The sequence below is a fragment of the Rugamonas sp. FW305-51 genome, from assembly GCF_058786935.1.
Window position 1 is genome coordinate 17,786 of sequence record NZ_JBYSZG010000033.1, and the last position, 22,887, is coordinate 40,672.

Below are 22,887 nucleotides of genomic sequence, written 5' to 3' on the forward strand. Positions count from 1 at the left end.
TCAGAAGTATTTTTTCAAGTCCATGCCGGCGTACAGCGAGGCCACGTCGGCATAGCCGTTGAACATCAGCGTCTTGCGCTTGCGGGTGAAGAAGCTGTCCTCGCCGATGCGGCGCTCGCTGGCCTGCGACCAGCGCGGGTGGTCCACTTCCGGGTTGACGTTGGAATAGAAGCCATATTCCTGCGGCGCGGCCACGTTCCACGCCGTGCGCGGCTGGTCCTTGACGAAGCGGATGCGGACGATGGACTTGGCCGACTTGAAGCCGTACTTCCACGGCACCACGATGCGCACGGGGGCGCCGTTCTGGTTGGGCAGGGTTTCGCCATACATGCCCAGGGTCAGCAGCGCCAGCGGGTGGCGCGCCTCGTCCAGCCGCAAGCCTTCCACATAGGGCCACTCGAGCACGCGGCTGCCCACGCCAGGCATCTGCTTCTTGTCGGCCAGCGAGGTGAATTCCACGTACTTGGCGTTGCCGGTGGGCTCCACCCGCTTGATGATTTCGGAGAACGAGTAGCCCATCCACGGGATCACCATCGACCACCCTTCCACGCAGCGCAGGCGGTAGAGGCGCTCTTCCAGCGGCGCCAGCTTGAGCAGCGCGTCCAGGTCCAGCGTCATGGGTTTCTTTACTTCGCCGTCGATGGTGACGGTCCATGGCCGCGGTTTGAGCGTGTGGGCGTACTGGGCCGGGTCGGCCTTGTCGGTGCCGAATTCGTAGAAGTTGTTGTAGCTGGTGGCGTCCTTGTAGGCGGTGGGCTTGTCCATCGCGGAATAGGCGGGATTGAGCTTGCCGGCCAGCTTGGGATTAGTGCCCTGCGCGAACGCTTCGCGGCTGGCCAGTTCCAGCAGGGCGGCGCTGCCCAGGGTGCCGGCGGCCAGCTGCTTCATGAAGCTGCGGCGCGATTCGAACACGGCACGGGGCGTGATTTCGGAGGGAAACGGCATATCGATGCCGTTGGGGGAACGTTTGATCAGCATGGCAACTCCAGAAAGGGGCAGGATTGAGACTTGGTCTGTCCACCAAGGGCAAACCTTACACCATTCTGTTGTTGCCGATACTTACATCCAGCTTAGATGCGTCAGCTTAGATGCGTCAGCTTAGATGCGCTGGCTTAGAGCTTGCCGTAGGAGTGCAGGCCGGACAGGAACATATTCACCCCCAGGAAGGCGAAAGTGGTGACGATCAGGCCCGTCAGCGCCCACCAGGCGGCCACGCGGCCGCGCAAGCCCGTCATCAAACGCATGTGCAGCCAGGCCGCGTAGTTGAGCCAGACGATCAGGGCCCAGGTTTCCTTGGGGTCCCACGACCAGTAGCCGCCCCACGCTTCGGCCGCCCACAGGGCGCCCAGGATGGTGGCGATGGTGAAGAAGGCGAAGCCGGCCGAGATGGCCTTGTACATGACGTCGTCCAGCACTTCCAGCGACGGCAGGCGGTCGACCAGGCGGCCCGAGCTCTTGAGCAGGTAGGCGGCCGACACCATGGCCGCCAGCGCGAAGTTGCCGTAACCGATGAAGTTGGCCGGCACGTGGATCTTCATCCACCAGCTTTGCAGGGCCGGCACCAGCGGCTGGATGTCGGACGCGTCGCGGGTGACCGTGTACCACAGCAGGAAACCGATGGCGGCCGAGATCACCAGCAGCACAAAGGCGCCCATCTGGCGGGTGGCGTAGCGTTGCTCGAAATACAGGTAGAACATGGCCGTGATCAGCGAGAACAGGATGAACACTTCGTACAGGTTGGAGACGGGGATGTGGCCCACGTCCGCGCCGATCAGGTAGGACTCGTACCAGCGCACCATCATGCCCGTCAGGCCCAGCACGACGGCTGTCCAGCACAGCTTGGAACCGATGACGGCGCCCGTGGCCGAGCGCGTGGCCAGGCCGATGCCGTAGAACAGGGTGGACAGGAAGAACATCACGCTCATCCACAGGATGGCCGACTGGCTCGACAGCATGTTACGCAACAGGAATTTCTTGGTGCCCATGTCCAGCTCGCCGCCGTACAGGGAAATGGCCCACAGCGCCAGCACGGCCACCAGCGGCATCAGCCAGCGCACCGGTTTCCAGTGCCAGCCCAGCGCCGCGAAGGCGGGCGCGGCGGCCAGCAGGATGCCTTTTTCATAGACATCCATGTAGTTGCCGAAGCGGTTCAGGCCGTACAGGACGGCGGCCAGCAGGCCGGCCGCGAACAGCCAGTCGAACAGGCCCAGGCGCTTGAAATAGCCCGGCGCCTGGGTATAGGTAGAGGTGTTGCTTTGCGACAGTTCCATCTTCATCTCCGGCTTTTTTAGACAGCTTACGCCGATTGCGGCAGTTTTTCTTTCAGGCTCGCGAATTCATGTTCGAAATCGAGCGTCTTGCGCTGGGTACTCATGGCCATCACGGCATCCGTGCCGCCGCCCTCCTCCTTGACCCAGACCCAGACCCGGCGTTCGCGGATGTAGAACATGGCGAACACGCCCAGCACCAGGAACAAACAACCCAGGTAGACGACGGCCTTGCCCGGCGAACGGGTGACCTGGAACACGGAAGCCTTCACTTCCGTAAAGTCGTCCAGCTGCAGGTAGACGGGGGCACCGTAGAAGAAGCTGTCGGACAGGGCATTGGTGGCCAGCTGCAGGAAGCGGCCATGGGCTTCGTCGGCCGGGGCCGGCGCCAGGCCGTCCTGGGCACGGGCCGCCTGCCACAGGTCCCACAGGGCGCCGTTGAGGATCTTCATGAAGATGTCGGCCGCCTTCTCCTGCTCGGCCTGGGGCACTTTTTCCAGGAAGTGGGAAATGGCGACGAAGCCCGCTTCCTTGTCGCTGCCGGCGAAGATGGCCATGCTGCGCTCGGCCGACTGCTGCAGCTGCTGGCGCAGGGCGTCGGTGCCGGTGGGCATGGCGCGGCGGGCGTAACTCTGGGCCGCGGCCGTGCGCAGGGCCGGGTTGTGGATGGCGGCCCGCAGGCGCATCCATTCGTTGACGCTGTGGCCGTCGTCGGCCGGGATGCGCAGGTAGCTGAACGGGTCGCCCGGGCTGACGCGCATGCCGGCCAGGAACACGGTGGCGCCATCGACCGTCACCGGCTGCATGTAGTTCTGGTATTCGCGGGCCTGGCCCGTCTTGTCGCGCAGCTTGTACTGCACGCTGGGGCCCACGTTCTTCAAGTCCTTGTTGTTGGCGTTCTTGGCGGCCGAACCGAGGTGCTTGTCCAGGCCCACGGCGAACTGCTCGTTGAAGCTCTGGCCCTTGGTGACGGCGCGCGCGTCCGTGCTGGCCAGGTTTTCCACGTTGAACGGCCGGAAGCCCGTCCACTCCACCGTGTAGGCGTCGCCCATGCCGGTGCTGCTGCCCACTTCGCCGCCGATCTGGAAGGTCTGCTTGCTGCCGCCGGCCATCGGGTAGCCGGTCAGGCGCAGCTTGCTGCCGCCATCCTCGAAGCTGGACTGGTACACGGCCAGGCCCTTGTAGATCAACGGCTTGTTCACTTCGATGGTGGCGGGGAAAGTCTGGCCCGTGTCGTGGTCGCGGATCACGACGTCGCTGGCGAACAGCTTGGGCATGCCCGTCGTGTAGAACTCGATGTGGAACTTCTTGAGCTGTATGGTGAACGGCAAGTCCTGGATCAGCACGCCGTCCGCGCGGGGAATGATGGCGCTGTCGCTGGCCGAGCCTTCCGGGATCATGGTGTTGCCGCGGAAGGTGGGGTTGCCCAGGCCCAGGCGGTGCTGCTTGGGGATGTCGGCGATGACGCCGTTGCCGGCGAACGGGGTCTTGCCCATGAACCATTCCTGCAGGCGGATCGGCATGTCCGAATCGAGCAGGCCGCCGATGCAGATGATGACGATGGCCGAGTGGGCGAAAATGTAGCCGAACTTGTTGGCGGCGCCCTTCTTGGCCGTCACCAGCGTGGCGCCGTCCTTTTCCACGGCCTTGCTGCGGTAGCCGGCGTCGTGCAGGCGGTCCATGGTCTGCTGCACCAGGGCGTGGCGGGCCAGGGCCGTCTGCCACTGGTGCTTGTGGTGGAAGTTGTGCAGCGACTGCTCGCGCACGTGCTCGCGCCAGCTGCGCATGTCCTTGAGCATCTTGGGCGTATTGCGGATGATGCACAGCGAGGTGGACACGACCAGGAAGCCCATGATGGTGAGGAACCACCAGGCCGAGTACACGGCGTACAGGCTCAGCTTGTTGAACACGTCGAACCAGAACGGCCCGAACTGGTTCACATAGTTGGGCATGGGCTCGTTCTGCTTCATCACCGTGCCGATCATGGAGGCGATGGCGATCAGGGTCAGCAGCGCAATGGCAAAGCGCATCGACGAGACCAGCTCGACGGCTTCGGCCACGACGGGGCGGCGGGTTTTCAGTTCTATACCGGTGGTGCTGGGGCTACTCATGCGCTTCAATCTGTAAGGGAGGAGCGGGATCGGAAGGACGCAGCATACCAACAAAAAGGGCAGCCCGCTTTACGCTGCCGCCCTGTTCACTTCCGTGTCCGCCGCCGCGCCGGGTATTGCCCGGTGCGGGACAACAATCGATTATTTCAAGCCAGCGACGTAATCGGCCACGGCCTTGATTTCATCGGCGGACATGCGCTTGGCGATGGTGCTCATCTGGGCGCTGTTCTTGCGCGCGTCCGTGCGGAACAGGTCCAGCTGGGCCACCGTGTAATCCTGGTGCTGGCCACCGATGCGCGGGTACTGCACCGGCACGCCGGCGCCGCCGGCGCCGTGGCAGCTGGCGCAGGCCGGCACGTTCTTCTCGGCGATGCCGCCGCGGTAGATCTTCTTGCCCAGGTCAACCGTGTCCTTGTTCTTGGCGGCGCCCGGCTTTTGGGTCTGGGCGGCCAGGTAGGCGGCGATGTTGTGCTTTTCCTCGTCCGTGAGCACCTTGGCGTAGGTGGTCATGATGGCTTGGTTGCGCTCGGGGCTGGCGAAGTTGGCCAGTTGCTTGTAGATGTAGCCTTCGTGCTGGCCGGCCAGTTTCGGGTTGACGGAGATGGTCGAGTTACCCGCCTCGCCGTGGCACGAGACGCAGGCCGGCAGGCCGCGGCCCGCATCGCCTTCCGTAAACAGCTTGGCGCCCTTGGCCGCATCGGCCTTGACCACCACTGCTTCGGCATGGGCCGGCTTCTTCTCTTCGGACGCCGACGCGGTAGCCGACACAGCCAGCAGAGCGACGATCAAGGATTTTACAAATGGTGAAAACGCACGATTCATTCAGACACCCTGAGACTAGTCAATAAATTGGTGGGTAACCGTTGCCGACGACGCCCTGCAGCACTTTCCTGATCTAGCACGAAATATGCTTGGCAACAATTCGTAACCCCTTATTGTACAATAGCTTTCTAGCGCTTTCGCCCCTCTTGTTGCATTTTCTACCTATCCCATGTCAAAACTCTGGCAAGCTCGTTTCTTCACGACCGTCAACCAATTGCGCGACCTGCCCGATACCACGGTGCCGGAAATCGCCTTTGCAGGCCGTTCCAATGCCGGTAAATCGACCGCCATCAACATCCTTTGTAACCAGAAGGGTCTGGCGTTCGCCTCCAAGACCCCGGGCCGCACCCAGCACATCAACTACTTCTCGATCGGCGGCGCCCACGTGGCCCAGCACCGGAAAGACCCCACCATCGTTGAGGAAATCGAATGCCTGCTGGTGGACTTGCCCGGTTACGGCTATGCGGAAGTGTCCGGCTCGGCCAAGCTGCACTGGCAGCGCCTGCTGGGCGACTACGTGCAGCGGCGCGAACAGCTGGCGGCCCTGATCCTGATCATGGATTCGCGCCGCCCGTTCACCGAGCTCGACATCCAGATGCTGGAATGGTTCGCCCCCACGGGCAAGCCCATCCATTGCATCCTGACCAAGGTTGACAAGCTCAACCGCAACGAATCCGTCAACGTGCTGCGCCAGGCCAAGGCCAAGCTCGACAGCTACGTGGACGAGGACGGCGAAGGCTTCCCCTTCACCGTGCAACTGTTCTCCGCGCTCAAGCGCATCGGCATCGACGAAGCCAACGACAAGATCATGGCGCTGGCCGGCCTGACGGAAGACGAAGCGGCCGTCCAGACCGGCCTGATCGAGATGGAAGACGATGACGAGGCCGATGACGACACCGATGCCGACACCGGCAGCGCCCAACCCTAAACTGTAGAAAGTGGAATGCCCGCAATGCACACTCCTCACGTTACCGCCCAGTTTCCCGCCATCCGCATGCGCCGCATGCGCCGTGATCCGTTCTCGCGCGCCCTGATGCGCGAAAACACGGTCACCGCGTCGGACCTGATCTACCCCGTGTTCATCCTGGACGGCGTCAACCAGCGCGAGCCGGTGGCGTCCATGCCGGGCGTGGAGCGGGTGTCGGTGGACCTGCTGCTGAAGGTGGCCGAAGAGTGCGTGGCGCTGGGCATCCCCGTGCTGGCCCTGTTCCCCGTGATCGACAGCGCCCTGAAAACGCCGGACGGGGTGGAAGCGACCAATCCGCACGGCCTGGTGCCGCGCGCCGTGCGCTCCCTCAAGCAAGCGTTTCCGGAACTGGGCATTTTGACGGACGTGGCGCTGGACCCCTACACCAGCCACGGCCAGGACGGCCTGATCGACGACAACGGCTACGTGATCAACGACGCCACCACCGCCATGCTGGTGCGCCAGGCGCTGACCCAGGCCGAGGCGGGCGTGGACGTGGTGGCGCCGTCGGACATGATGGACGGGCGCATCGGCGCCATCCGCGCTGCGCTGGAAGAAAACGGCTACATCCACACCCGCATCATGGCGTACTCGGCCAAGTACGCGTCGGCCTTCTACGGCCCGTTCCGCGACGCCGTCGGCTCGGCCAAGAACCTGGGCAAGAGCGACAAGAATACCTACCAGATGGACCCGGCCAACGGCGACGAAGCGCTGCGCGAAGTGGGCCTGGACCTGGCCGAAGGGGCAGACATGGTCATGGTCAAGCCCGGCATGCCCTATCTGGACGTGGTGCGCCGCGTGAAGGATGAATTCAAGGTGCCCACCTTCGCCTACCAGGTCAGCGGCGAGTACGCGATGCTGAAGGCAGCCGCCCAGAACGGCTGGCTGGACCACGACAAGGTGATGATGGAGGCCATGATGTCGTTCAAGCGGGCCGGCGCCGACGGCGTGCTGACCTACTTCGCGCTGGATGTGGCGCGCTTGCTCAAGGCGCGCGCTTAAGCTCAGTCATCGGGCGCACAACTGTGCGCCCGCCCCTTCCGACTGCGTATCTATCACGGGTTCGCTTATGTCTCGCTATTCCTGCAACTACGGCCGACATCGCAACGTTGGGCAGCAGGAAGCCAACTATTCAGCATCGCTGATCCGATAGCTATGAAAATTTAAGGTACTTTTACCCCGCGAATGGCGAGTCGGGCTCAACCAACCACCAAACATTGCAGCAACTGCGGCAATGTTACCAAGTCTCTGACAAACCGACATTTGAGCATGCTAATTTCAACGGTACGGTTTCAAGCAAAGTCGATGCCTTCAAGGTTGCTGCGAAATAGCCCAAATCAATCCAATCTGGGAACCCGCCAGGCTCCCGAACGTTCTTGCATGAACACTAATTAAATTCGGCTCTATGCCGTTTCATGTGGAATTTGACGTCAGGCGGCATGCCGTGTAATGCCCAAATCGCGCGGTATTGCCACGCGCTGCACGCATGATCTATTGAAGCATGCCGTTCATGGCCTCGACATAGGCGTTGCTGCGTCCATCGAGCAAGCCGAGCACCACGCCGGGCAGTCGCTCCATGAGGGGGGTAGCCAGACGTTTGACCTGTTCAAGTTTGCAACGGCTGGCCTAGGATATCCAGCCCAGCAGATCCTATCTGGCCTAGGTGGCGCAGTTGGCGGCCACGGCGCCGCGATAGACCTCGCGCAGCGCCTGCTTCAAGCGCCAGGCCCGCGCGCTTTTCAGATTGGAGCGATGCTGCCAGTACATGGGATTGGTCTGCGATAGGTCCAGCTGACGAGATTTTTACGCATGCCCCACATCATCGGCCTGACCTCCTTGTGGTCCTCTCCCAGCGCCGCCCGCACCGCTTTCGGCCGACCGCGCATTTCCTCGCGCCGCACCTGATCCATGGCGGTGTTGGTCAGCGCGATCACATGAAAGCGCTCATAGCAGATCTGGGCTTGCGGCCATACCTTTGGCCTAGGCGCCCTTCATGGCCATGCCAACATGCTTGATTTCGTCCGCCACGCCACCGTGCGCCGCCAGTTCTCGCTTGAAGGCGTCCACCGTTTCGCGATCCCATCCCGACGTCATGAACAACAGCCGCCAAACCTCCAGGTCATGCACCACGGTGACGTAGTTATGCCGCTTTTTGTGACGAGTCTCGGCGATACCCATCACGCACACGCCCGTCATGTCGTCGCGACCGCGCGCGATGCTCACGTAACGCTCGATGCGCCGCCACAACCGTTTCGATACCACCCGCAGCCGCAGCCCGCACCACCGGCAAGGTTTGGTACAACGACAAGGCACGGGCTTCGAACAGCAGCGTGAAACCGCTGCCCGGCCGCGCCCATGGCACCTCGACCAGCGACGTCTTGCCGCACACATCGCAGTCGCCCTGTGGCACCTCGGCATGCAGCCTGGCTTCAAACTGGAAGAAGTCCAGATGCCGCCGACTGCTGCACTTGATGCAGTCGTGGATGCCTTGACCGTCCACGCTGCAGGCTGGACAAGGCAACTGCCTGGCGTCGCATGACACCTCGAAATCGATCCAGCGCTTGGCCGTATCGAGATCAACTTTGGAGACAACACACGGCGCTTGCAGACCCAGCGCGGTGGTGAACAGGGCTCCGACGGCGATACTCATCAGCGACTCTTGGACTCAAATAGGGGCATTGTTGACATAATATCCGATGGCAAATACCACACGAAACGGCATAGAGCCCCTAACTAACGTGGAGCATCCGTAACTCGCCCCCCCTTCTTCTTTAAAATCACTTCGTATTTAAGTCACAACGGTCACACCCCATCTTATTCTTCAGAAACCGGAATTAACAAATTTCCACGCAAACTTCGATACGAAAAGTTTGCACTCCGTCTAAAATTATGATCCAATCAGGAAACTTATACTCTCTACCAACTAAAGGAATTCATGAGCACAATCAACGCCATGCGGATTAAGAATCTTCGCAGCCTGATGGATACTAATGAGTTGCCAATCAAAAAACTCAACTTGTTAGTTGGGCGCAACAGCGGCGGAAAAAGCACCTTCGCTCGCGTGCTTCCACTTATACGACAAAGTACCGAAGTTAGAAAGAGAAGTCCGGTGTTGTGGTACGGAAGGTTGGTCGATTTCGGAAGTTTTCGAGATAGCGTTCGCGATTCTGACTCATCAAATGAAATTCAACTTTCGTTCCGCCTTGCATTTGACAAAAAAAACGGGCGCCCTGTCGCCACAATAACTGAAGATCATGATTTTTATGATGTGTTAACGGAAATTTCGTTAACTGATGAAAAAAAATCTGCTGAAACTATTGTTTCAAAACTTGGGATTACCTTTGAAGGTATTAAATGTGAACTTAGCTTTGAGGATGGAAAACTTTACTCGATCAAGGTCGGTGATTTATTAGAACTTATTAATCCGGCGTTGCATCAATCGATTACCTTCACTGGATTGCTGCCCAAAATTGATTTTTTCAAATATGATAAAGTTAAGGTCGGCGACCAAGAATTCCGCATGCCATCTAGAACGGAAGTTTTTAATGGCCCACTTGTTCGAGATATTTTATCAATGACAAAAAGCAATGCAACTTCGGAAGGCATTGATTCATTTATTAAAAAATCCTCGTATGGGACTGATCAGGAAATACTAATTCATTTAAATGGAAATTCGGATGGTCCTCCAAAATGGATAAATTTTTGCAAATCGCTTAATGAAAAAACACCGGGATTCGAAAGGATTCGTAATTCGATAATTATGGCAAATTTGCCAGAATTGATTGATTCGATTGATGAAACAATTTCTGCACTTGCGAAGAATGTAAGTTACCTTGAGCCATTACGAGCAACCGCTCAACGATACTATCGCAGGCAAGAGCTAGCAGTAGATGAATTAGATTCCCGTGGCGAAAATGTACCGTTTTTTCTTGACAATTTGCATGATTTTGAAAAAGCAATTCTTGATGATTGGCTTGTGAAAAATTTTGGAATTTCAGTTGAAACTGAAAGTAGCGGCGGCCATATTGCTATTCGTTTAAAAATTGCTGGTTCGCAAAAAGCGGTAAACCTTGCTGATGCGGGCTTCGGGTATTCGCAAGTGCTTCCAATTGCTCTTCAATTATGGAGACTTACCCAAGGAAGTATTTATGGTCGAACAACATCCGAAGCATTTGATCAGAAAATTGTAGTAATGGAACAACCTGAACTTCATTTACATCCAGCATTACAATCAAAACTCGCCGACATTTTCGCGGCCTGTATCCAAGTCACCCCGGAATATCGCCATCTCAGCTATGACTTAAGAATTATCGTTGAGACTCACAGTCCCTCCCTTATAAATAGGGTTGGGGAACTAGTTTCTCTGGGGGAAATTGACCCCACTCAAGTTCAAGTCATATTGTTTGAAAAGGATGAAAAATCTGGGACAACTACAACCAGAATAGCTGAATATGGAAATGATGGTCGCCTTAAGAATTGGCCTTACGGATTTTTCGAGGCCCTAGACGAATATGAAACTGATTCAATGTTGGAGGGCCAATAAGTGCTGGTAATATTAAATGATTCACTCGCAGAAATAAATCCTACCGATCATGCATCTATCGCTGGGTTGGAGAGTGTATTGGCAGCTTCTCACAATGGCGAACATTTTTTAACTTCATCGTTCCGAGTGATTCATGCGCTTCTGAAATTGCATTTGAGCGCCAAGGGCAGGTCCGTACTTCAAAGAATTAGAGGAAGCATTGCGCTTCATGGTCATCTTCCCTATCCAGAAAGTTTTGTTGTCGAAATTATTGCTAAAGGAACGTCTTCAAAACAAAATTCTCGGCACTGGTTAATACCTGTCACAGAATTTAAAAACAAAGCGTTTCCTCCCAGCATTGTACTTGGAGAAAATATGCTGGATGCTAAGGCGTATTTCTCGGCCGCGCAACAGGCTCGTGTTAAACACGGACGCAAAGAGGCTTGTAATACTGTTCCAGATGCAGGTGGGGGGTCGCAAACGGCAGTAAAACTGCAAGGTTACCTCACCTTGGCAAATGGATATTGCTTTTGTATTACCGATGGCGACTATCGAGAACCAAATGGCGCAAAGAGTGCAGTCACATCCTCTTGCGAGCAGCTTATCGAAAAAACGATATGGCCAGCCTTCGCGACAGACTTTGATGCTAGGTCGATAGAAAATATAATTCCGTTAGAATTAGTTGAGGATTCCTACGGTAACGTTCCGCCTCCAAAATCATTCCATATTTACAAGAACATATATGAAACGGACAAAGAAACTGCAAGATACATTGATGTTAAAGAAGGCCTGAAGTATTGTGGAATTGCGAAAATGAAAATTGGTACAGAACGTTACAGATTTTGGTGGTCGAAAATAGAAAAACATAAACTCAAATCAAAATATGAAGAAATGTCGAAAAAGCCGCCAAAATGCAGTGAGAACAATTGTGCCGAATGTATCATTGTAAACGGCTTAGGGGGCGGAATATTAAAACAAGTGGTGAATTACTTTGGAATGACGACGGCACATAAAATAGCTCAACGTGTGAATTTGAACTCCACATGGTGCGAGCTTGGATTAAATATCTTTCACTGGACTATTGCTGATAAACCGGCGTATTCTTAGAAAAATACCTATTTTCCATCGAGCTTCCACAGCTTAAGTTTTTCGGCACACTTAGTCGCACGGCAGGTAGTTTTCGAAGGTTTGCTTACACAGTTCCGTCACTTTGAGGGTCTGAAATACGCGGCTGTCCCGCGCTGCCGCAGGAAGGCTGGTCAGGGCTTAAGCGTCATTCCGTAGAAGGCGAAGCCGGTGTCCGTCTTGAAGAACCGGAAGTCGAACCTACAGTCGTTGAGGTAGCGCAGCGTGCCGTCGCTGCGCATCAGCGAGATGGGCGCATCTTGCCCATCACGGCCTTGAGCGGGATCAGTACATCGTCCGACAGCACTCCCACCTCGAAGCAGTAATCACACGACATGGCCTCGTCAGCGCAGATGGTGTTGGTCAACATCAAGCCGGCGGGCCGTCGCGGCGGGGAAAGGTCAGCTGCAGCGGGCACTGGCCTTGCGGATCGCCGACCATTCCGGCAAAGAGCGCTGCGGCATCCTGTATCAGATCCATGTTTGTTCTCCTTGGAGCAAAAACGATGACAGGAACCGGCACCTTGGCGGCCCTTTTCGGCAAGGCGTTGCGCCGGCGCAAAGTGCGCAGGCCGCTTGCGTCGCATCAAGCCATCGTTAGAAGGTAGCGCGAGGCGCACCGGTCAGGTTAGCGGAAGGTATGCTTCCCAGCCGTGCGGCGTTGTTCGGCGGGCGAACGCTGAGCATCCAGGGGCATCCACAAACGCTTCGGTAATCGCCGGGGCCAAAAGGTATTTTGGCCTGCCAATATTTCTGGGGCGGTGCGCAAATCGCCCCTACCGGCTACGCCGGTATTCCGGGAACATTTCCTTCAACAAGAACGCCGTCAGTTCCGGCTCATCCTGCTTGCGGGCGCTCATGGTGATGACCTTGCCCAGGCGCTGCGATTCCCACGGGAAGTCGGCCGGGTGGTCCTTGCGGATGATTTCGATCATCTTCTTCACGATGGCCGTTTCCAGGTCGGGCCAGTCGCCCACTTCCACATGAACCTGCTGGGTCCAGTTGCGGCGGAAGTTCGTGTTCCAGCCACGGAACTTGACGTCGGCGCCGTGGTAGGTGCGGTCGGCGATGGAGAACAGGCCGCCCGTGTCGTCGCGGTCGCGGCCGTTGGAGCGGCCGCCCTGGGCGCCGGCGATGTTGGCCTTGGCGATGCGCATGGCGCGGTCGTTCTCGCTTTCCGGCGCCGGCTCGGCCGGCTGCGGGTTCTCGGCCGCGCGCTGGGCACGGCGCTTGGCGATCATTTCCGACATGTCCTGCTCGGGCGGTGGCTGCATCTTGGCCACCACGGGCGGCACATAGGTTTCCAGCTTGGGCCGGGCGGCGGCCGGCGGCGTGATGCTGGCCACGGCATGCTTGGGCTGGGGCTGCGGCCTGGCCTTGGCCAGTTCCGTCTTCTTCTCGGGCTGGTTCGGTTTCTTGCTGGGCAGAGGCGAAATGTAGACCATCTCCCCGCCCCCGCGCGGCGGCGTGCGGTGGAACGGTTCGCTGGGCTTCAGGAAATAGTAGAGCACGGCCAGCAAGTGCAGGCCGATCGAGATGGCGATGCCGATCCGGTCCGACAGACGCTTGCGCCGGCCATAGCCGTAGCCGTCGCGGGCCGGCAGGCGCTGGCCGCAGCTGTGGCAATACTCTGAATCTGCTGACATCGTATGCGTATCGTCGTGCAAAATAGCAAGCCTTCGTGGTGCGTAATCGTCAAAATGCGGCCATAGTGCCAGAGTCCCGCCATTTTGGGAACCGCGTCGGCAAGCCGTCCGCCGCGCCGCGCGGGGAGCGCGGAGGCGGGCCAGCCTGAGTTCCGGTAGCTTACAAGAGCTTGGTCTTGATGAATGTTACGGTATGTATCAGTACCGCTACATGGTGACGCGCGGCAGGGCCGGCTGGGGGGTGAAATCGGGACTCGCATCGGCGTTGCGTTCGGCGCCGGGTCCGACATGGATACCGGCGCCGGCTTCAACTTTGGCGTCGGGCCGGCGGCGCGGGTTGCGGCGGGGCGCATCCGGGATCAGGGCAAACATGGCGGACACGCAACGGTCGGCATCGAGCACCTGGCGCGAGCGCATCAGGGGCCGCGGCAACGCGTGGGTGTAGTAGTGCGGCCCCTCGACGGGGAAGCCCAGGGCCCAGATATTGCCGACCGCCTCGCCGCTGGCGTTGCGCGGGTGGCCGTCCGGGTCGATGTCGATGCCGCCCGGGTGGAACACGCCGTTGTAATACGGCCGCACCACGCCGCGCCGCATCAGGTTCTGGGTGAATGGGGAATCGTCCGTTTCCGGGCAGAACACGTCCAGCCGGGCCACCACCAGCACGTCGAACGGGTGGCGCTCCTGTTGCGTGCCGAAGCGGGTTTGCAGCACGAAGGTCGATTCGTTCTCGTCCACACCGATCACGCCGTTGGGGCCGGAAGCGAGCCGCACCACGCCCGCGTCCAGCAGCGCCAGCAGTTCCTCGTTGCGGTGCCGGGGCGGGCCGAAGGCGATGCGGTTGATGATGGGGTGGTAGACGTTGAGGAACTTGCGGTGCGAGGCCGGCGTGAGGCCGCCAAATTCCAGCGCCGCCTGCAAGCTGGCCCGCACGTCGCGCAGCACGTCGGTGGCGGCCTTGACGGGGCTGTCCACGTTGCCCTTGTGGGCTTCCGCCAGGTCGTCCACCAGCCACTGGCGGAAATAAGCGCGGAACTCGCCCAGCGTGGCGAATTCCCGCCCCCGCAGCGGGAACAGCAGGCCGTCGATGATGTCCGCTTCCGGCTGGCCCAGCACGTAGCGGGCCGGGTCGGGCGCGTGGCCATCCACCGTGCTGCGGTAGACGTAACCCATTTCCTGCTTGAGCAGGGGCAGCAGTTCGGCGTCGAAATCAAGCTGGCGGCTGCCCCGCTCGCGCTGGGCCCGGTGGCGCAAGGCTTCGATCGCTTCCGGCGTGAAGAAGTGGGGCCGGTGACGGCCGTCCAGCCCCTTCTGGTTGACGCCCCGGGCCGCGTACGGCAGGCACAGGCGCGAGCACAGCAGCAACTGCGGTTCCCGCCCCGATTTTTCGTAGTGCAAGCCCTGGGCGTCGCGCACGAAGACGCCGCCCCGCCCCACCGTCAGTTCCGCGATCACGTCATGCGCACTCAGGCCCAGGCCCTGGATGGCCACGCGGGCGTCGGCGCCGATCTTGACCAGCTGCTCGAGCGGGTAGATGTGGCGGTAGTAGCCGAGCCGGCTGTTGTAGCGCGCATGGTCCTGGGCGAACTTGCGGCACCAGGCGTCGTGGTCGCTGAGCACGTTGTTGCCGTGGCCCGTGGTGAGGAACACGAAGTCGCTCAGGATGATGAAGCCGCTTTCCAGCTCCACCACGCAGCGTCCGTCCGGCTGCTGCCACAGGTCGTAGGCGCGCAGCCGGTGGTGGGTCAGCGTGACGCCGGCCGGCAGGCTGGCCACCAGCTGTTCGTAGGCCCAGGTCAGGTATTCGCCCAGCAGGCGGCGCGGCAGGTAGTCGAGCTCGCTGATCTCGGCCCCGGCCCCGGTGGCGCCGATGCGGTAATACTGCTCGCCCACCCGCCGGTAGCCGCTGTGGCGCGCCCACTCCGTCAGCGACGGCGCGGCGCAGGCCGGCCCCTGCTGCACCACGCCCGGCGCGGGAAACAGGGTGACCTGGCTGGCGATGGTATTGATCAGCAAGTGCTGGGGCTGGCGCGCGGAATGCACGCCCTGCCCGCACTCGCCCGGCTCGATCAGGATCAGGTCGATCAGCAGCTCGCGCCCGCGTAGCATGGCGGCCAGCCGTTCCAGTACGCTCAGCCCGCGCGGCCCCATGCCGATGATGGTGACGGTATATCGCTTCATCTGCGCCCCTCCTTGCTGCAAGGAAAAAAGTCCTTGCCTATGATACGGAGGGGCTCAGGGCGGCAGCTTGTGGCCGCTCAATGCTTGACGGTATTGACAGCTTTTAATGCAACAGTGTTACCGGATTCCGCTGCGCCGGCCAGCACGCTGTCGGCCATGGGGCCGCTGCCGCTGTATTTGTCCAGCAACAGGTAGATGACGGGCGTGATGTAGAGCGTGATCACTTGCGAAAACACGAGGCCGCCCACCACGGCCAGGCCCAGCGGCTGGCGCAGCTCGGCGCCCGCCCCCAGGCCCAGGGCGATGGGCAAGGCGCCCATCAGGGCCGCCATGGTGGTCATCATGATGGGGCGGAAGCGCAGGATGCACGCTTCGCGGATGGCGGCGGCCGGCGTCATGCCCTCGTTGCGCTGCGCGTGCAGGGCGAAGTCGATCATCATGATGGCGTTCTTCTTGACGATACCGATCAGCATCAGGATGCCGATGATGGCGATCATGGTCAGGTCCAGGTTGAACAGGCGCAAGGTCAGCAGCGCGCCCACGGCCGCCGACGGCAAGCCGGCCAGGATGGTGAGCGGGTGGATGAAGCTTTCATACAGCACGCCCAGCAGCACATAGATGACGCCCAGCGCGGCCACGATCAGGATCAGCTGGCTGCCCTGCGAGCTCTGGAACACGGCCGCATCGCCGCCGTAGCTGGTGATGATGGAGGCCGGCAGGCGCATGGCCGCGCCCATCTTGTCGATCTTGGCCGTGGCCACGCCCAGCGGCACGTCCGGCGCCAGGTTGAACGACAGCGTGATGGCCTGCAGCTGGCCCTGGTGGTTGACGGCCGTGGGGCCCACCGTGCGCTCGACGCTGGCAAAGCCCGACAGCTGCACCAGCTGGCCGGCCTTGTTGCGCACCGAGATGCGGGTCAGGGCATCGTCGAACTGGCGGTCTTCGTTGGCCGCTTCCAGTATCACGAAGTAGCTGGCGGCCGAGGAATAAATGGTCGACACCTGGCGCTCGCCGAAGGCCAGGTAGAGCGCGCTGCGCACGTCGGCGATCTGCACGCCCAGGTTGTTGGCCTTGTCGCGGTCGATCTTGAGCGACGCTTGCAGACCCCGGTTCTGGGCGTCGCTGGTGACGTCGCGAAAGTCGTTATCGGCCCGCATCTGGTCGAGGAATTTCGTGGCCCAGTCGCCCAGCGCATCGGGGCTGACGGACTGCAGCGTGTACTGGTAGCGGCTCTTGCTGGGGCGCCCGCCCAGCTGCAAATTCTGGATCGGACTCAGGTAGACGGACACGCCGGCAATGGCGCGCGTGGCCTTGCGCAGGCTGTCGAGCACCTGCGGCATCCTGGCCCGCTGGTCGCGCGGCTTGAGCACGAGGAACATGCGGCCGCTGTTGCCGCCGCTGACGAAGGAAGTCACGTCCTGCACATTGGGGTCGGCCTTGATGACGTTGGCCACCTGTTCCTGCAGGGCCATCAGGGCTGCCGAGGAAATGTCTTCCGCCGCTTCCGTCGTCACGCGGATCTGGCCCAGGTCCTCTTCCGGGAAGAAACCCTTGGGGATGGTGACGTACAGCACGGCCGTCAGCGCGAAAGTGGCCAGCGCGATCAGCAGCACCACGTAGCGGTGCGCCAGCGCCACGTCCAGCGTGGCCGCGTAGCCGTGGCGCAGGCGCGAGAAGCCGGCCTCGAACCAGCGGCCGATGAAGGTGTCGTCGCCCTCGGCGTCGTGCGAATCGGCCGGCAGCAGCCGGCTGGCCAGCATGGGCACCAGCGTCAGCGAGACGACGGCCGACACCAGGATGGAGAGCGACACGACGACGGCGAATTCATGGAACAGCAAGCCTATCGTGCCCGGCATGAAGAAGATGGGGATGAACACGGCCACCAGGGAAATGGAAATCGAGACGATGGTGAAGCCCATCTCGCGCGCGCCGACCAGGGATGCCTGCAGCGGCTTCTTGCCCAGTTCGATGTGGCGCACGATGTTCTCCAGCACCACGATGGCGTCGTCCACCACCAGGCCCACGGCCAGCGTGATGCCCAGCAGCGACACGTTGTCCAGGCTGTAGCCGAAAGCGTACAGCAGGGCCAGCGCGCCGAGCAGCGAAATGGGCATGGTGATGCCGGGAATGAAGGTGGCGGCCGCGCGGCGCAGGAACAGGAAGATCACCAGCACCACCAGTCCCACCGTGAGGGCCAGCGTGACGTTGACGTCGTGGATGGCGTCGCGGATGGAGACGGAGCGGTCATTGACGAGGTTGATCTTGATGGAGCTGGGCAGCTGGGCCAGGAAACGGGGCAGCAGGTGGCGCACGCCGTCCACCACCTGCACCGTGTTGGCGTTGGGCTGGCGCTGCACCAGCAGCACGATGGAGCGCTCGCCGTTGTAGCTGCCGGCCGTCTTGACGGACTGGTAGCTGTCTTCCACCGATGCCACTTCCTTCAGGCGCACGGGCTGGCCGTTGCGCACGGCCACGATCAGCTCGGCAAATTCGGAGGCCTTCATCAGCTGGGCGTTGCCCTGGATGGTGAGCGTCTGGCTGGGGCCGTCCAGGATGCCCAGCGGGCTGTTGGCGTTGGCGGCCTTGACGGCCGTGGCCAGCTCGTCGAGCGTCAGGTTGCGCGCGTTCATCAGGTCGGCGTGGGCCCGGATGCGCACGGCAAAGCGCTTCTGGCCGTTGACGCTCACCTGGGCCACGCCGGGCAGGGTCGACAGGCTGGGCGCGATCAGGTTTTCCGCGTAGTCGTTCAGTTCCGACAGGCTCAGCGAAGGCGACGTCATCGTCATGAACAGCACGGGCGCGTCGGCCGGGTTGACCTTGCGGTAGGACGGCAGTTCCGTCATTTCCTGCGGCAGCGAACGCTGGGCCCGCAGCAGGGCCGCCTGCACGTCCACGGCGGCCGCGTTGACGTCAATGGTGGGGTCGAATTCCAGCGTCAGCGAAGTCGTGCCCAGCGAGCTGGTCGAGGTGATCAGGTTCAGGCCGGCGATGGTGGAAAATTGCTTTTCCAGCGGCAGCGCGACGGACGAGGCCATGGTGTCCGGGCTGGCGCCGGCCAGGTCGGCGTTGACGTTGATGACGGGCGTGTTAAAGCTGGGCAGCGCCGCCACCGGGATGCTGGTGTAGGCCAGCACGCCGGCCAGGATCAGCGACAGCGACAGCAGCACCACCATCACGGGGCGGCGTATGCACAGTTCGGACAGGTTCATTCCGCTTTACCCTTCCCTGCCACCGGGCCGGCCTGGGCCGACGCGCTGTCGCGTCCACTGGCCGACACGGGCTTGACCTTGCCGCCCGGACGCAGGTTCTGCTTGCCTTCCACGATCACCAGTTCGTCGCCGCTCAGGCCGGATACGGCCGCGTTGGCGCCGAACGCGTACAGGCGCGCGATGGGACTGGTCCTGGCCGTCTGGTCCGGCGCCACCGTGTAGACGAAGGTGCCGCGCGTGTTGCTGATGATGGCGTTCTGCGGCACCACCAGCGCATCCTTGAGCGTGCGCACGGTCAGGCGGGCGTTGACGTACTGGCCCGGCCACAGCTTGGTGTCGGCATTGGCGAACTGGGCCTTTACACGGATCACGCCGGCCACGGGATCGACCGTGTTGTCGACGAAGCTGAGCGCGCCATCGACGGCCGGGCCGGCGGCGCCGGCCGTCACCTGCACCGGCACCTTGCCGGCGCGCTGGGCCGCCAGCACGTCGGCCAGCGCGCTTTCGGGCAAGGTGAAGGCCACGGTGATGGGGTCGAGCTGGGTGATGGTGGTGAGCGAGGTGTTCAGCTGCACCAGGCTGCCCGGATAGACGTTGATGGCGCCCACCCGCCCCGCCATCGGGGCGCGGATGGCCGTGTAGCTGGCGTCCACGCCGGCCGAACGGGCCGCGGCCGCGTCGGCCTGCACCAGGGCGCGGGCCGATTCCACCTGGCTTTTCAGCGTGTCGACGGCGCCCTGGGCGATGAAGTTCCTGGCCAACAGTTCCTGGCTGCGCTGGTACTGGCGCTGCAGGTCGGCCAGCGCGGCCTGGTCGCGCGCCACCTGGGCTTGCGCCTTGTCCACGTTGGCGCGGGCGCTGCGGTCATCCAGTGTGAACATCAGCTCGCCGGCCCGCACGAACTGGCCTTCCTTGATGTGGACCTTGGCCACGGTGCTGGTGGTCTGCGGATGCAGGTCCACCGTGCTGATCGGCGTGACGGTGCCGTTGGCCTGGTAAATCACGGGCACATCCTGGCGCCGCGGCGTGACCACGTTGACGGTCGTGGGGCTGCCGGACTTGGCGGCCGCCGGCGCGTCAGCCTGGTGGCTGAGGTGCCAGGCGCCGTAGCCGGCCAGGACGACCGCGCCGGCCAGGAGTGCGAGGGTGGTTTTTTTCATTGTGTTGTGCTGTCGAAAATATTACCGCAGGACATAGGGCGAAGCATTGTCGCATATTCCCTGCAGGAAAAAGCGGGCCCTGCCGCCACGCCGCCCATGCCGCAGCGGGGACGGGATGGCTCAGGCGCCGGCGAAGTATTCGGGCAGCACCAGCGTCACTTCCAGCCCGCCCTGGGCATGGTTGGCCAGCATCAGGCTGGCGCCGTGCTGCTCGGCGATGTTGCGCGCAATGGTCAGGCCCAGGCCGGTGCCGCCGGAGGCGCGCGAGCGCGACGATTCGATCCGGTAGAACGGTTCGAACACGCGCGCCATCTGTTCCGGCGCAATGCCGGGGCCGCCGTCGCGGATGCGCACGCGCGAGGCGCCTACCATGCGTTCCACCGTCACGTGGGCGTACTGGCCGTACTTGACGGCGTTGTCGAGCAGGTTGACCAGGCAGCGCCGGATCGCCATCGGCCGGCCCATCAGGGCCATGGCGGCGCGCCCTTTCAAGTCCACCTGCTGGCCGCTGTCGGCCGCGTCGGAACAGACGCTGTCGAGCAGGGAATCGAGGTCCAGCGCCTGCATCGATTCGGTGGTGTCCATGCTGCGCGCCAGGTCCAGGCCTTCCTTGACCATCTGCTGCATGGCCGACAGGTCGTCCACCAGGCGCTGCTGCAGCTCATGGTCGCTCACCTTCTCCAGCCGCAGGCGCAGGCGGGTCAGCGGCGTCTGCAGGTCGTGGGTGATGGCGGCCAGCATTTCCGTGCGCTGGAAAATGTGCTGGCGGATGCGGGCCTGCATGGCGTTGAAGGCGGCCGCCGCCTGGCGAATTTCCGACGCGCCGCTCACGGCCAGCGGCGGACGGTTGATGTCGTTGCCCAGATCCTTGGCCGCCTGGGCCAGCTGCTTGAGGGGACGCATGGCCATGCGCGCCACGAGATAGGCCAGCATGGCGATGCTGACCAGGAAAGGCAGCAAGGTCAGCGGCTCGTTGCGGCCACCGCCGGGCGGCAGGCGCGGCGGCAGCACGGACAGCTTCATCACGGCGCCGTCGTGCATGCGCACCAGCATGGTTTCGCACGTGCCCCGCCATTGCTTGGGGCCGAACAGGGTGACGGGCCGGCGCGGGCGGTCGCATTCGGCGGGCCGTTCGCCCAGCGCATGCAGCGTGAAGCCCGTACCCAGCCGCGCTTGCAGGCTCTGGGTGAACTCCGTGGGCGGCAAGGCGACCGCGGCGGCGGCCGTGCCGGCCGGCTCCAGCCGCACGCTGCCCCGGCTGGCCACCCGCAGGTAGGGCGGACGGGAGGCGACAGGCACCACGTCGGCCGTCGTGATGAGCTGTTCGGCCCGCTCGAGCGCGTGGAAATCGCGGTAGCGTTCCAACGCGCGGGTACGTTCGTTCACGGCCAGCCACTGGGTCAGCGCGGCCGAGGCGATAACGCCCAGCAGCAGCACCAGGAACACGCGCCCGGTCATCGAGCCAATGAACGCTTTCACGCCTGCGGCTCCACGGCGACCTGGCCGGCCAGCACGTAGCCGCCGTTGCGCACGGTCTTGATGATTTGCGGCAGGCGGGCATCCTCGCCCAGCTTCTGGCGCAGGCGGCTGATCTGGATGTCGATCGAGCGGTCGAACGGGTCGGCGTCGCGGCCCTGGGTCAGGTTGAGCAGCTGGTCGCGGTTGAGCACGCGGTTGGGGTGCTCCAGGAACACCTTGAGCAGGCGGAACTCCGCGCCCGACAGCATGATGACGAGGCCGGCCGGGTTGAGCAGGTGGCGCGCCGTCAAGTCCAGCGTCCAGCCGGAAAAGCGGATGCGCTCGGCCTTGTCCGTGCCATGGCTGGACGGCATGGCGTTACTGCGGCGCAGCACGCTGCGGATGCGGGCCAGCAGCTCGCGCGGTTCGAACGGCTTGGGCAGGTAGTCGTCGGCGCCCATTTCCAGGCCCAGGATGCGGTCCAGCGGCTCGTTGCGGGCCGTCAGCATGATGACGGGCAGGGTCGAGTGGGCGCGCAGCTTGCGGCACAGGGTGAGGCCGTCGTCGCCGGGCAGGTTCAGGTCCAGCACCACCAGGTCGGGACGCGCATCGTCCAGCACCTTCCACATGGCCGTGCCATCGGCCGCGCCCAAGGTGCGGTAGCCGTTCGTTTCCAGGTAATCGGCCAGCAGCGAGCGGATCTCGCGGTCGTCGTCGACGATCAGAATAGTAGAGAGGGATTCCATATGCCCATTATCGCCACTTTGGCGCGCCCTGACCAAGGGGCATTTGTATCGGCTTGTAGTGCTCCCTTGCCGGGGAAACAAATTGATACAAAACCCGGCAACGGGGACACTTGAGCGAAACACGTGCCTGCCATCATGGGCTGCATGGGACGGGCGACCGCGCCGCGTCTCCCTCACGACTTGATAAAGGAACCACCATGAATACCGTACGCAAAAGCATCCTGATCGGCATGACCGTACTGGGCCTGGCCGGCGCCAGCGCCGCCGCCCTGGCCGACGACACGGCCGGCCGCCACGGCTACCAGGCCAACAGCGAACAGCGCCAGGCCCGCATGGCCGACATGTTCGCCAAGCACCAGGCCAAGCTGCACGAGCTGCTGAAGCTGACGGCGGCCCAGGAACCGGCCTGGACGGCCTACCAGGCCGCCATCAAGCCCAGCCTGCCGGCCGAGCGCATCGACCACGCGGCCATGGCCAAGCTGCCGGCCCCGGACCGGCTGGCCAAGATGATCGATATGAGCAAGCAGCGTACGCTGACCATGGAAGCCCACCTGGGCGCGCTGAACACCTTCTACGGCCAGCTGACGGCGGAGCAGAAAGCCGTCTTCGATGACCACGTGATGGGCGGCGCCCACGGCCCGCAGCATATGATGGGGATGCGCCACCACGGCGGCTGA

The 22,887-nt window shown here is 61.9% G+C and carries 19 protein-coding genes; 5 read left to right on the plus strand and 14 right to left on the minus strand.

Features of this window, described 5'->3' with window-relative positions; translation table 11 throughout:
* From msrP to AC3WOS_RS20190, 4 genes are all read right to left on the minus strand, one after another.
* Complete coding sequence (msrP, locus tag AC3WOS_RS20175; RefSeq protein ID WP_492717969.1) at positions 1–978, minus strand: protein-methionine-sulfoxide reductase catalytic subunit MsrP; 978 nt, start codon at positions 976–978, stop codon at positions 1–3.
* A gap of 134 nt (positions 979–1,112) precedes the next feature.
* The gene (gene ccsB, locus AC3WOS_RS20180; RefSeq protein WP_492717971.1) at positions 1,113–2,270 is read right to left on the minus strand and encodes a c-type cytochrome biogenesis protein CcsB; all 1,158 of its coding nucleotides are present in this window, start codon (positions 2,268–2,270) and stop codon (positions 1,113–1,115) included.
* A 26-nt stretch (positions 2,271–2,296) separates the two neighbouring features.
* Positions 2,297–4,378, minus strand: a complete 2,082-nt coding sequence (locus AC3WOS_RS20185) for a cytochrome c biogenesis protein ResB (RefSeq protein WP_492717973.1) — start codon at positions 4,376–4,378, stop codon at positions 2,297–2,299.
* 141 nt (positions 4,379–4,519) lie between these two features.
* Complete coding sequence (locus AC3WOS_RS20190) at positions 4,520–5,200, minus strand: c-type cytochrome (protein WP_492717975.1); 681 nt, start codon at positions 5,198–5,200, stop codon at positions 4,520–4,522.
* A gap of 169 nt (positions 5,201–5,369) precedes the next feature.
* On the opposite strand from AC3WOS_RS20190, the gene yihA reads away from it, so the two are divergent.
* Both yihA and hemB read left to right on the plus strand, forming a co-directional pair.
* Positions 5,370–6,128, plus strand: coding sequence for a ribosome biogenesis GTP-binding protein YihA/YsxC (gene yihA / locus AC3WOS_RS20195; protein WP_492717977.1), 759 nt, complete (start codon positions 5,370–5,372; stop codon positions 6,126–6,128).
* Between the two features lie 24 nt (positions 6,129–6,152).
* Complete coding sequence (gene hemB / locus AC3WOS_RS20200) at positions 6,153–7,169, plus strand: porphobilinogen synthase (RefSeq protein ID WP_492717979.1); 1,017 nt, start codon at positions 6,153–6,155, stop codon at positions 7,167–7,169.
* Positions 7,170–7,906: 737 nt separating this feature from the next.
* Here hemB and AC3WOS_RS20205 read toward each other — a convergent pair.
* From AC3WOS_RS20205 to AC3WOS_RS20215, 3 genes are read right to left on the minus strand one after another with little or no spacing between them, the layout of a single operon-like run.
* Positions 7,907–8,101: a hypothetical protein gene (locus AC3WOS_RS20205; protein ID WP_492717981.1), complete on the minus strand. Its 195-nt coding sequence runs from the start codon at positions 8,099–8,101 to the stop codon at positions 7,907–7,909.
* Between the two features lie 46 nt (positions 8,102–8,147).
* On the minus strand, positions 8,148–8,345 hold the full coding sequence (locus AC3WOS_RS20210; protein WP_492717983.1) for a transposase: 198 nt from the start codon (positions 8,343–8,345) through the stop codon (positions 8,148–8,150).
* Entirely contained in the window at positions 8,308–8,817 is a 510-nt protein-coding gene (locus AC3WOS_RS20215; protein ID WP_492717985.1) for a hypothetical protein, read from the minus strand. Before AC3WOS_RS20215 ends, AC3WOS_RS20210 begins: the two co-directional genes overlap by 38 nt.
* A 285-nt stretch (positions 8,818–9,102) precedes the next feature.
* Here AC3WOS_RS20215 and AC3WOS_RS20220 point away from each other — a divergent pair, with 285 nt between their 5' ends.
* Both AC3WOS_RS20220 and AC3WOS_RS20225 read left to right on the plus strand, forming a co-directional pair.
* A complete protein-coding gene (locus AC3WOS_RS20220; protein WP_492717987.1) occupies positions 9,103–10,710 on the plus strand; it encodes a DUF3696 domain-containing protein in 1,608 nt (535 codons plus the stop codon).
* The gene (locus tag AC3WOS_RS20225; protein ID WP_492717989.1) at positions 10,711–11,796 is read left to right on the plus strand and encodes a hypothetical protein; all 1,086 of its coding nucleotides are present in this window, start codon (positions 10,711–10,713) and stop codon (positions 11,794–11,796) included.
* 259 nt (positions 11,797–12,055) lie between these two features.
* Here AC3WOS_RS20225 and AC3WOS_RS20230 read toward each other — a convergent pair whose 3' ends face one another.
* The 7 genes from AC3WOS_RS20230 to AC3WOS_RS20260 form a co-directional block, all read right to left on the minus strand.
* Positions 12,056–12,187 (minus strand): hypothetical protein, encoded by a 132-nt coding sequence (locus AC3WOS_RS20230; RefSeq protein WP_492717991.1) that lies wholly within the window; start codon positions 12,185–12,187, stop codon positions 12,056–12,058.
* Between the two features lie 402 nt (positions 12,188–12,589).
* Complete coding sequence (locus AC3WOS_RS20235; protein WP_492717993.1) at positions 12,590–13,459, minus strand: hypothetical protein; 870 nt, start codon at positions 13,457–13,459, stop codon at positions 12,590–12,592.
* A gap of 207 nt (positions 13,460–13,666) precedes the next feature.
* A complete protein-coding gene (locus AC3WOS_RS20240) occupies positions 13,667–15,637 on the minus strand; it encodes an FAD/NAD(P)-binding protein (protein ID WP_492717995.1) in 1,971 nt (656 codons plus the stop codon).
* A 77-nt stretch (positions 15,638–15,714) separates the two neighbouring features.
* Positions 15,715–18,846 (minus strand): efflux RND transporter permease subunit, encoded by a 3,132-nt coding sequence (locus AC3WOS_RS20245; protein ID WP_492717997.1) that lies wholly within the window; start codon positions 18,844–18,846, stop codon positions 15,715–15,717.
* Positions 18,843–20,006 carry an efflux RND transporter periplasmic adaptor subunit gene (locus AC3WOS_RS20250; RefSeq protein WP_492717998.1) on the minus strand — a complete coding sequence of 388 codons (1,164 nt, stop codon included), beginning with the start codon at positions 20,004–20,006 and terminating at the stop codon, positions 18,843–18,845. Before AC3WOS_RS20250 ends, AC3WOS_RS20245 begins: the two co-directional genes overlap by 4 nt.
* Before the next feature lie 120 nt (positions 20,007–20,126).
* Positions 20,127–21,485: an ATP-binding protein gene (locus tag AC3WOS_RS20255; protein WP_492717999.1), complete on the minus strand. Its 1,359-nt coding sequence runs from the start codon at positions 21,483–21,485 to the stop codon at positions 20,127–20,129.
* Positions 21,482–22,210 carry a response regulator gene (locus tag AC3WOS_RS20260; RefSeq protein ID WP_492718001.1) on the minus strand — a complete coding sequence of 243 codons (729 nt, stop codon included), beginning with the start codon at positions 22,208–22,210 and terminating at the stop codon, positions 21,482–21,484. Before AC3WOS_RS20260 ends, AC3WOS_RS20255 begins: the two co-directional genes overlap by 4 nt.
* A 197-nt stretch (positions 22,211–22,407) precedes the next feature.
* Between AC3WOS_RS20260 and AC3WOS_RS20265 the strand changes: the two genes are divergently transcribed.
* Complete coding sequence (locus AC3WOS_RS20265; RefSeq protein WP_492718003.1) at positions 22,408–22,887, plus strand: Spy/CpxP family protein refolding chaperone; 480 nt, start codon at positions 22,408–22,410, stop codon at positions 22,885–22,887.

What these genes read in the sequence shown, in the direction of transcription:
- msrP (WP_492717969.1), bottom strand. Translation starts at nt 978, where the DNA reads ATGCTGATCAAACGTTCCCCCAACGGCATCGATATGCCGTTTCCCTCC.
- ccsB (WP_492717971.1), bottom strand. Translation starts at nt 2,270, where the DNA reads ATGGAACTGTCGCAAAGCAACACCTCTACCTATACCCAGGCGCCGGGC.
- AC3WOS_RS20185 (WP_492717973.1), bottom strand. Translation starts at nt 4,378, where the DNA reads ATGAGTAGCCCCAGCACCACCGGTATAGAACTGAAAACCCGCCGCCCC.
- AC3WOS_RS20190 (WP_492717975.1), bottom strand. Translation starts at nt 5,200, where the DNA reads ATGAATCGTGCGTTTTCACCATTTGTAAAATCCTTGATCGTCGCTCTG.
- yihA (WP_492717977.1), top strand. Translation starts at nt 5,370, where the DNA reads ATGTCAAAACTCTGGCAAGCTCGTTTCTTCACGACCGTCAACCAATTG.
- hemB (WP_492717979.1), top strand. Translation starts at nt 6,153, where the DNA reads ATGCACACTCCTCACGTTACCGCCCAGTTTCCCGCCATCCGCATGCGC.
- AC3WOS_RS20210 (WP_492717983.1), bottom strand. Translation starts at nt 8,345, where the DNA reads ATGGGTATCGCCGAGACTCGTCACAAAAAGCGGCATAACTACGTCACC.
- AC3WOS_RS20215 (WP_492717985.1), bottom strand. Translation starts at nt 8,817, where the DNA reads ATGAGTATCGCCGTCGGAGCCCTGTTCACCACCGCGCTGGGTCTGCAA.
- AC3WOS_RS20220 (WP_492717987.1), top strand. Translation starts at nt 9,103, where the DNA reads ATGAGCACAATCAACGCCATGCGGATTAAGAATCTTCGCAGCCTGATG.
- AC3WOS_RS20235 (WP_492717993.1), bottom strand. Translation starts at nt 13,459, where the DNA reads ATGTCAGCAGATTCAGAGTATTGCCACAGCTGCGGCCAGCGCCTGCCG.
- AC3WOS_RS20240 (WP_492717995.1), bottom strand. Translation starts at nt 15,637, where the DNA reads ATGAAGCGATATACCGTCACCATCATCGGCATGGGGCCGCGCGGGCTG.
- AC3WOS_RS20245 (WP_492717997.1), bottom strand. Translation starts at nt 18,846, where the DNA reads ATGAACCTGTCCGAACTGTGCATACGCCGCCCCGTGATGGTGGTGCTG.
- AC3WOS_RS20250 (WP_492717998.1), bottom strand. Translation starts at nt 20,006, where the DNA reads ATGAAAAAAACCACCCTCGCACTCCTGGCCGGCGCGGTCGTCCTGGCC.
- AC3WOS_RS20260 (WP_492718001.1), bottom strand. Translation starts at nt 22,210, where the DNA reads ATGGAATCCCTCTCTACTATTCTGATCGTCGACGACGACCGCGAGATC.
- AC3WOS_RS20265 (WP_492718003.1), top strand. Translation starts at nt 22,408, where the DNA reads ATGAATACCGTACGCAAAAGCATCCTGATCGGCATGACCGTACTGGGC.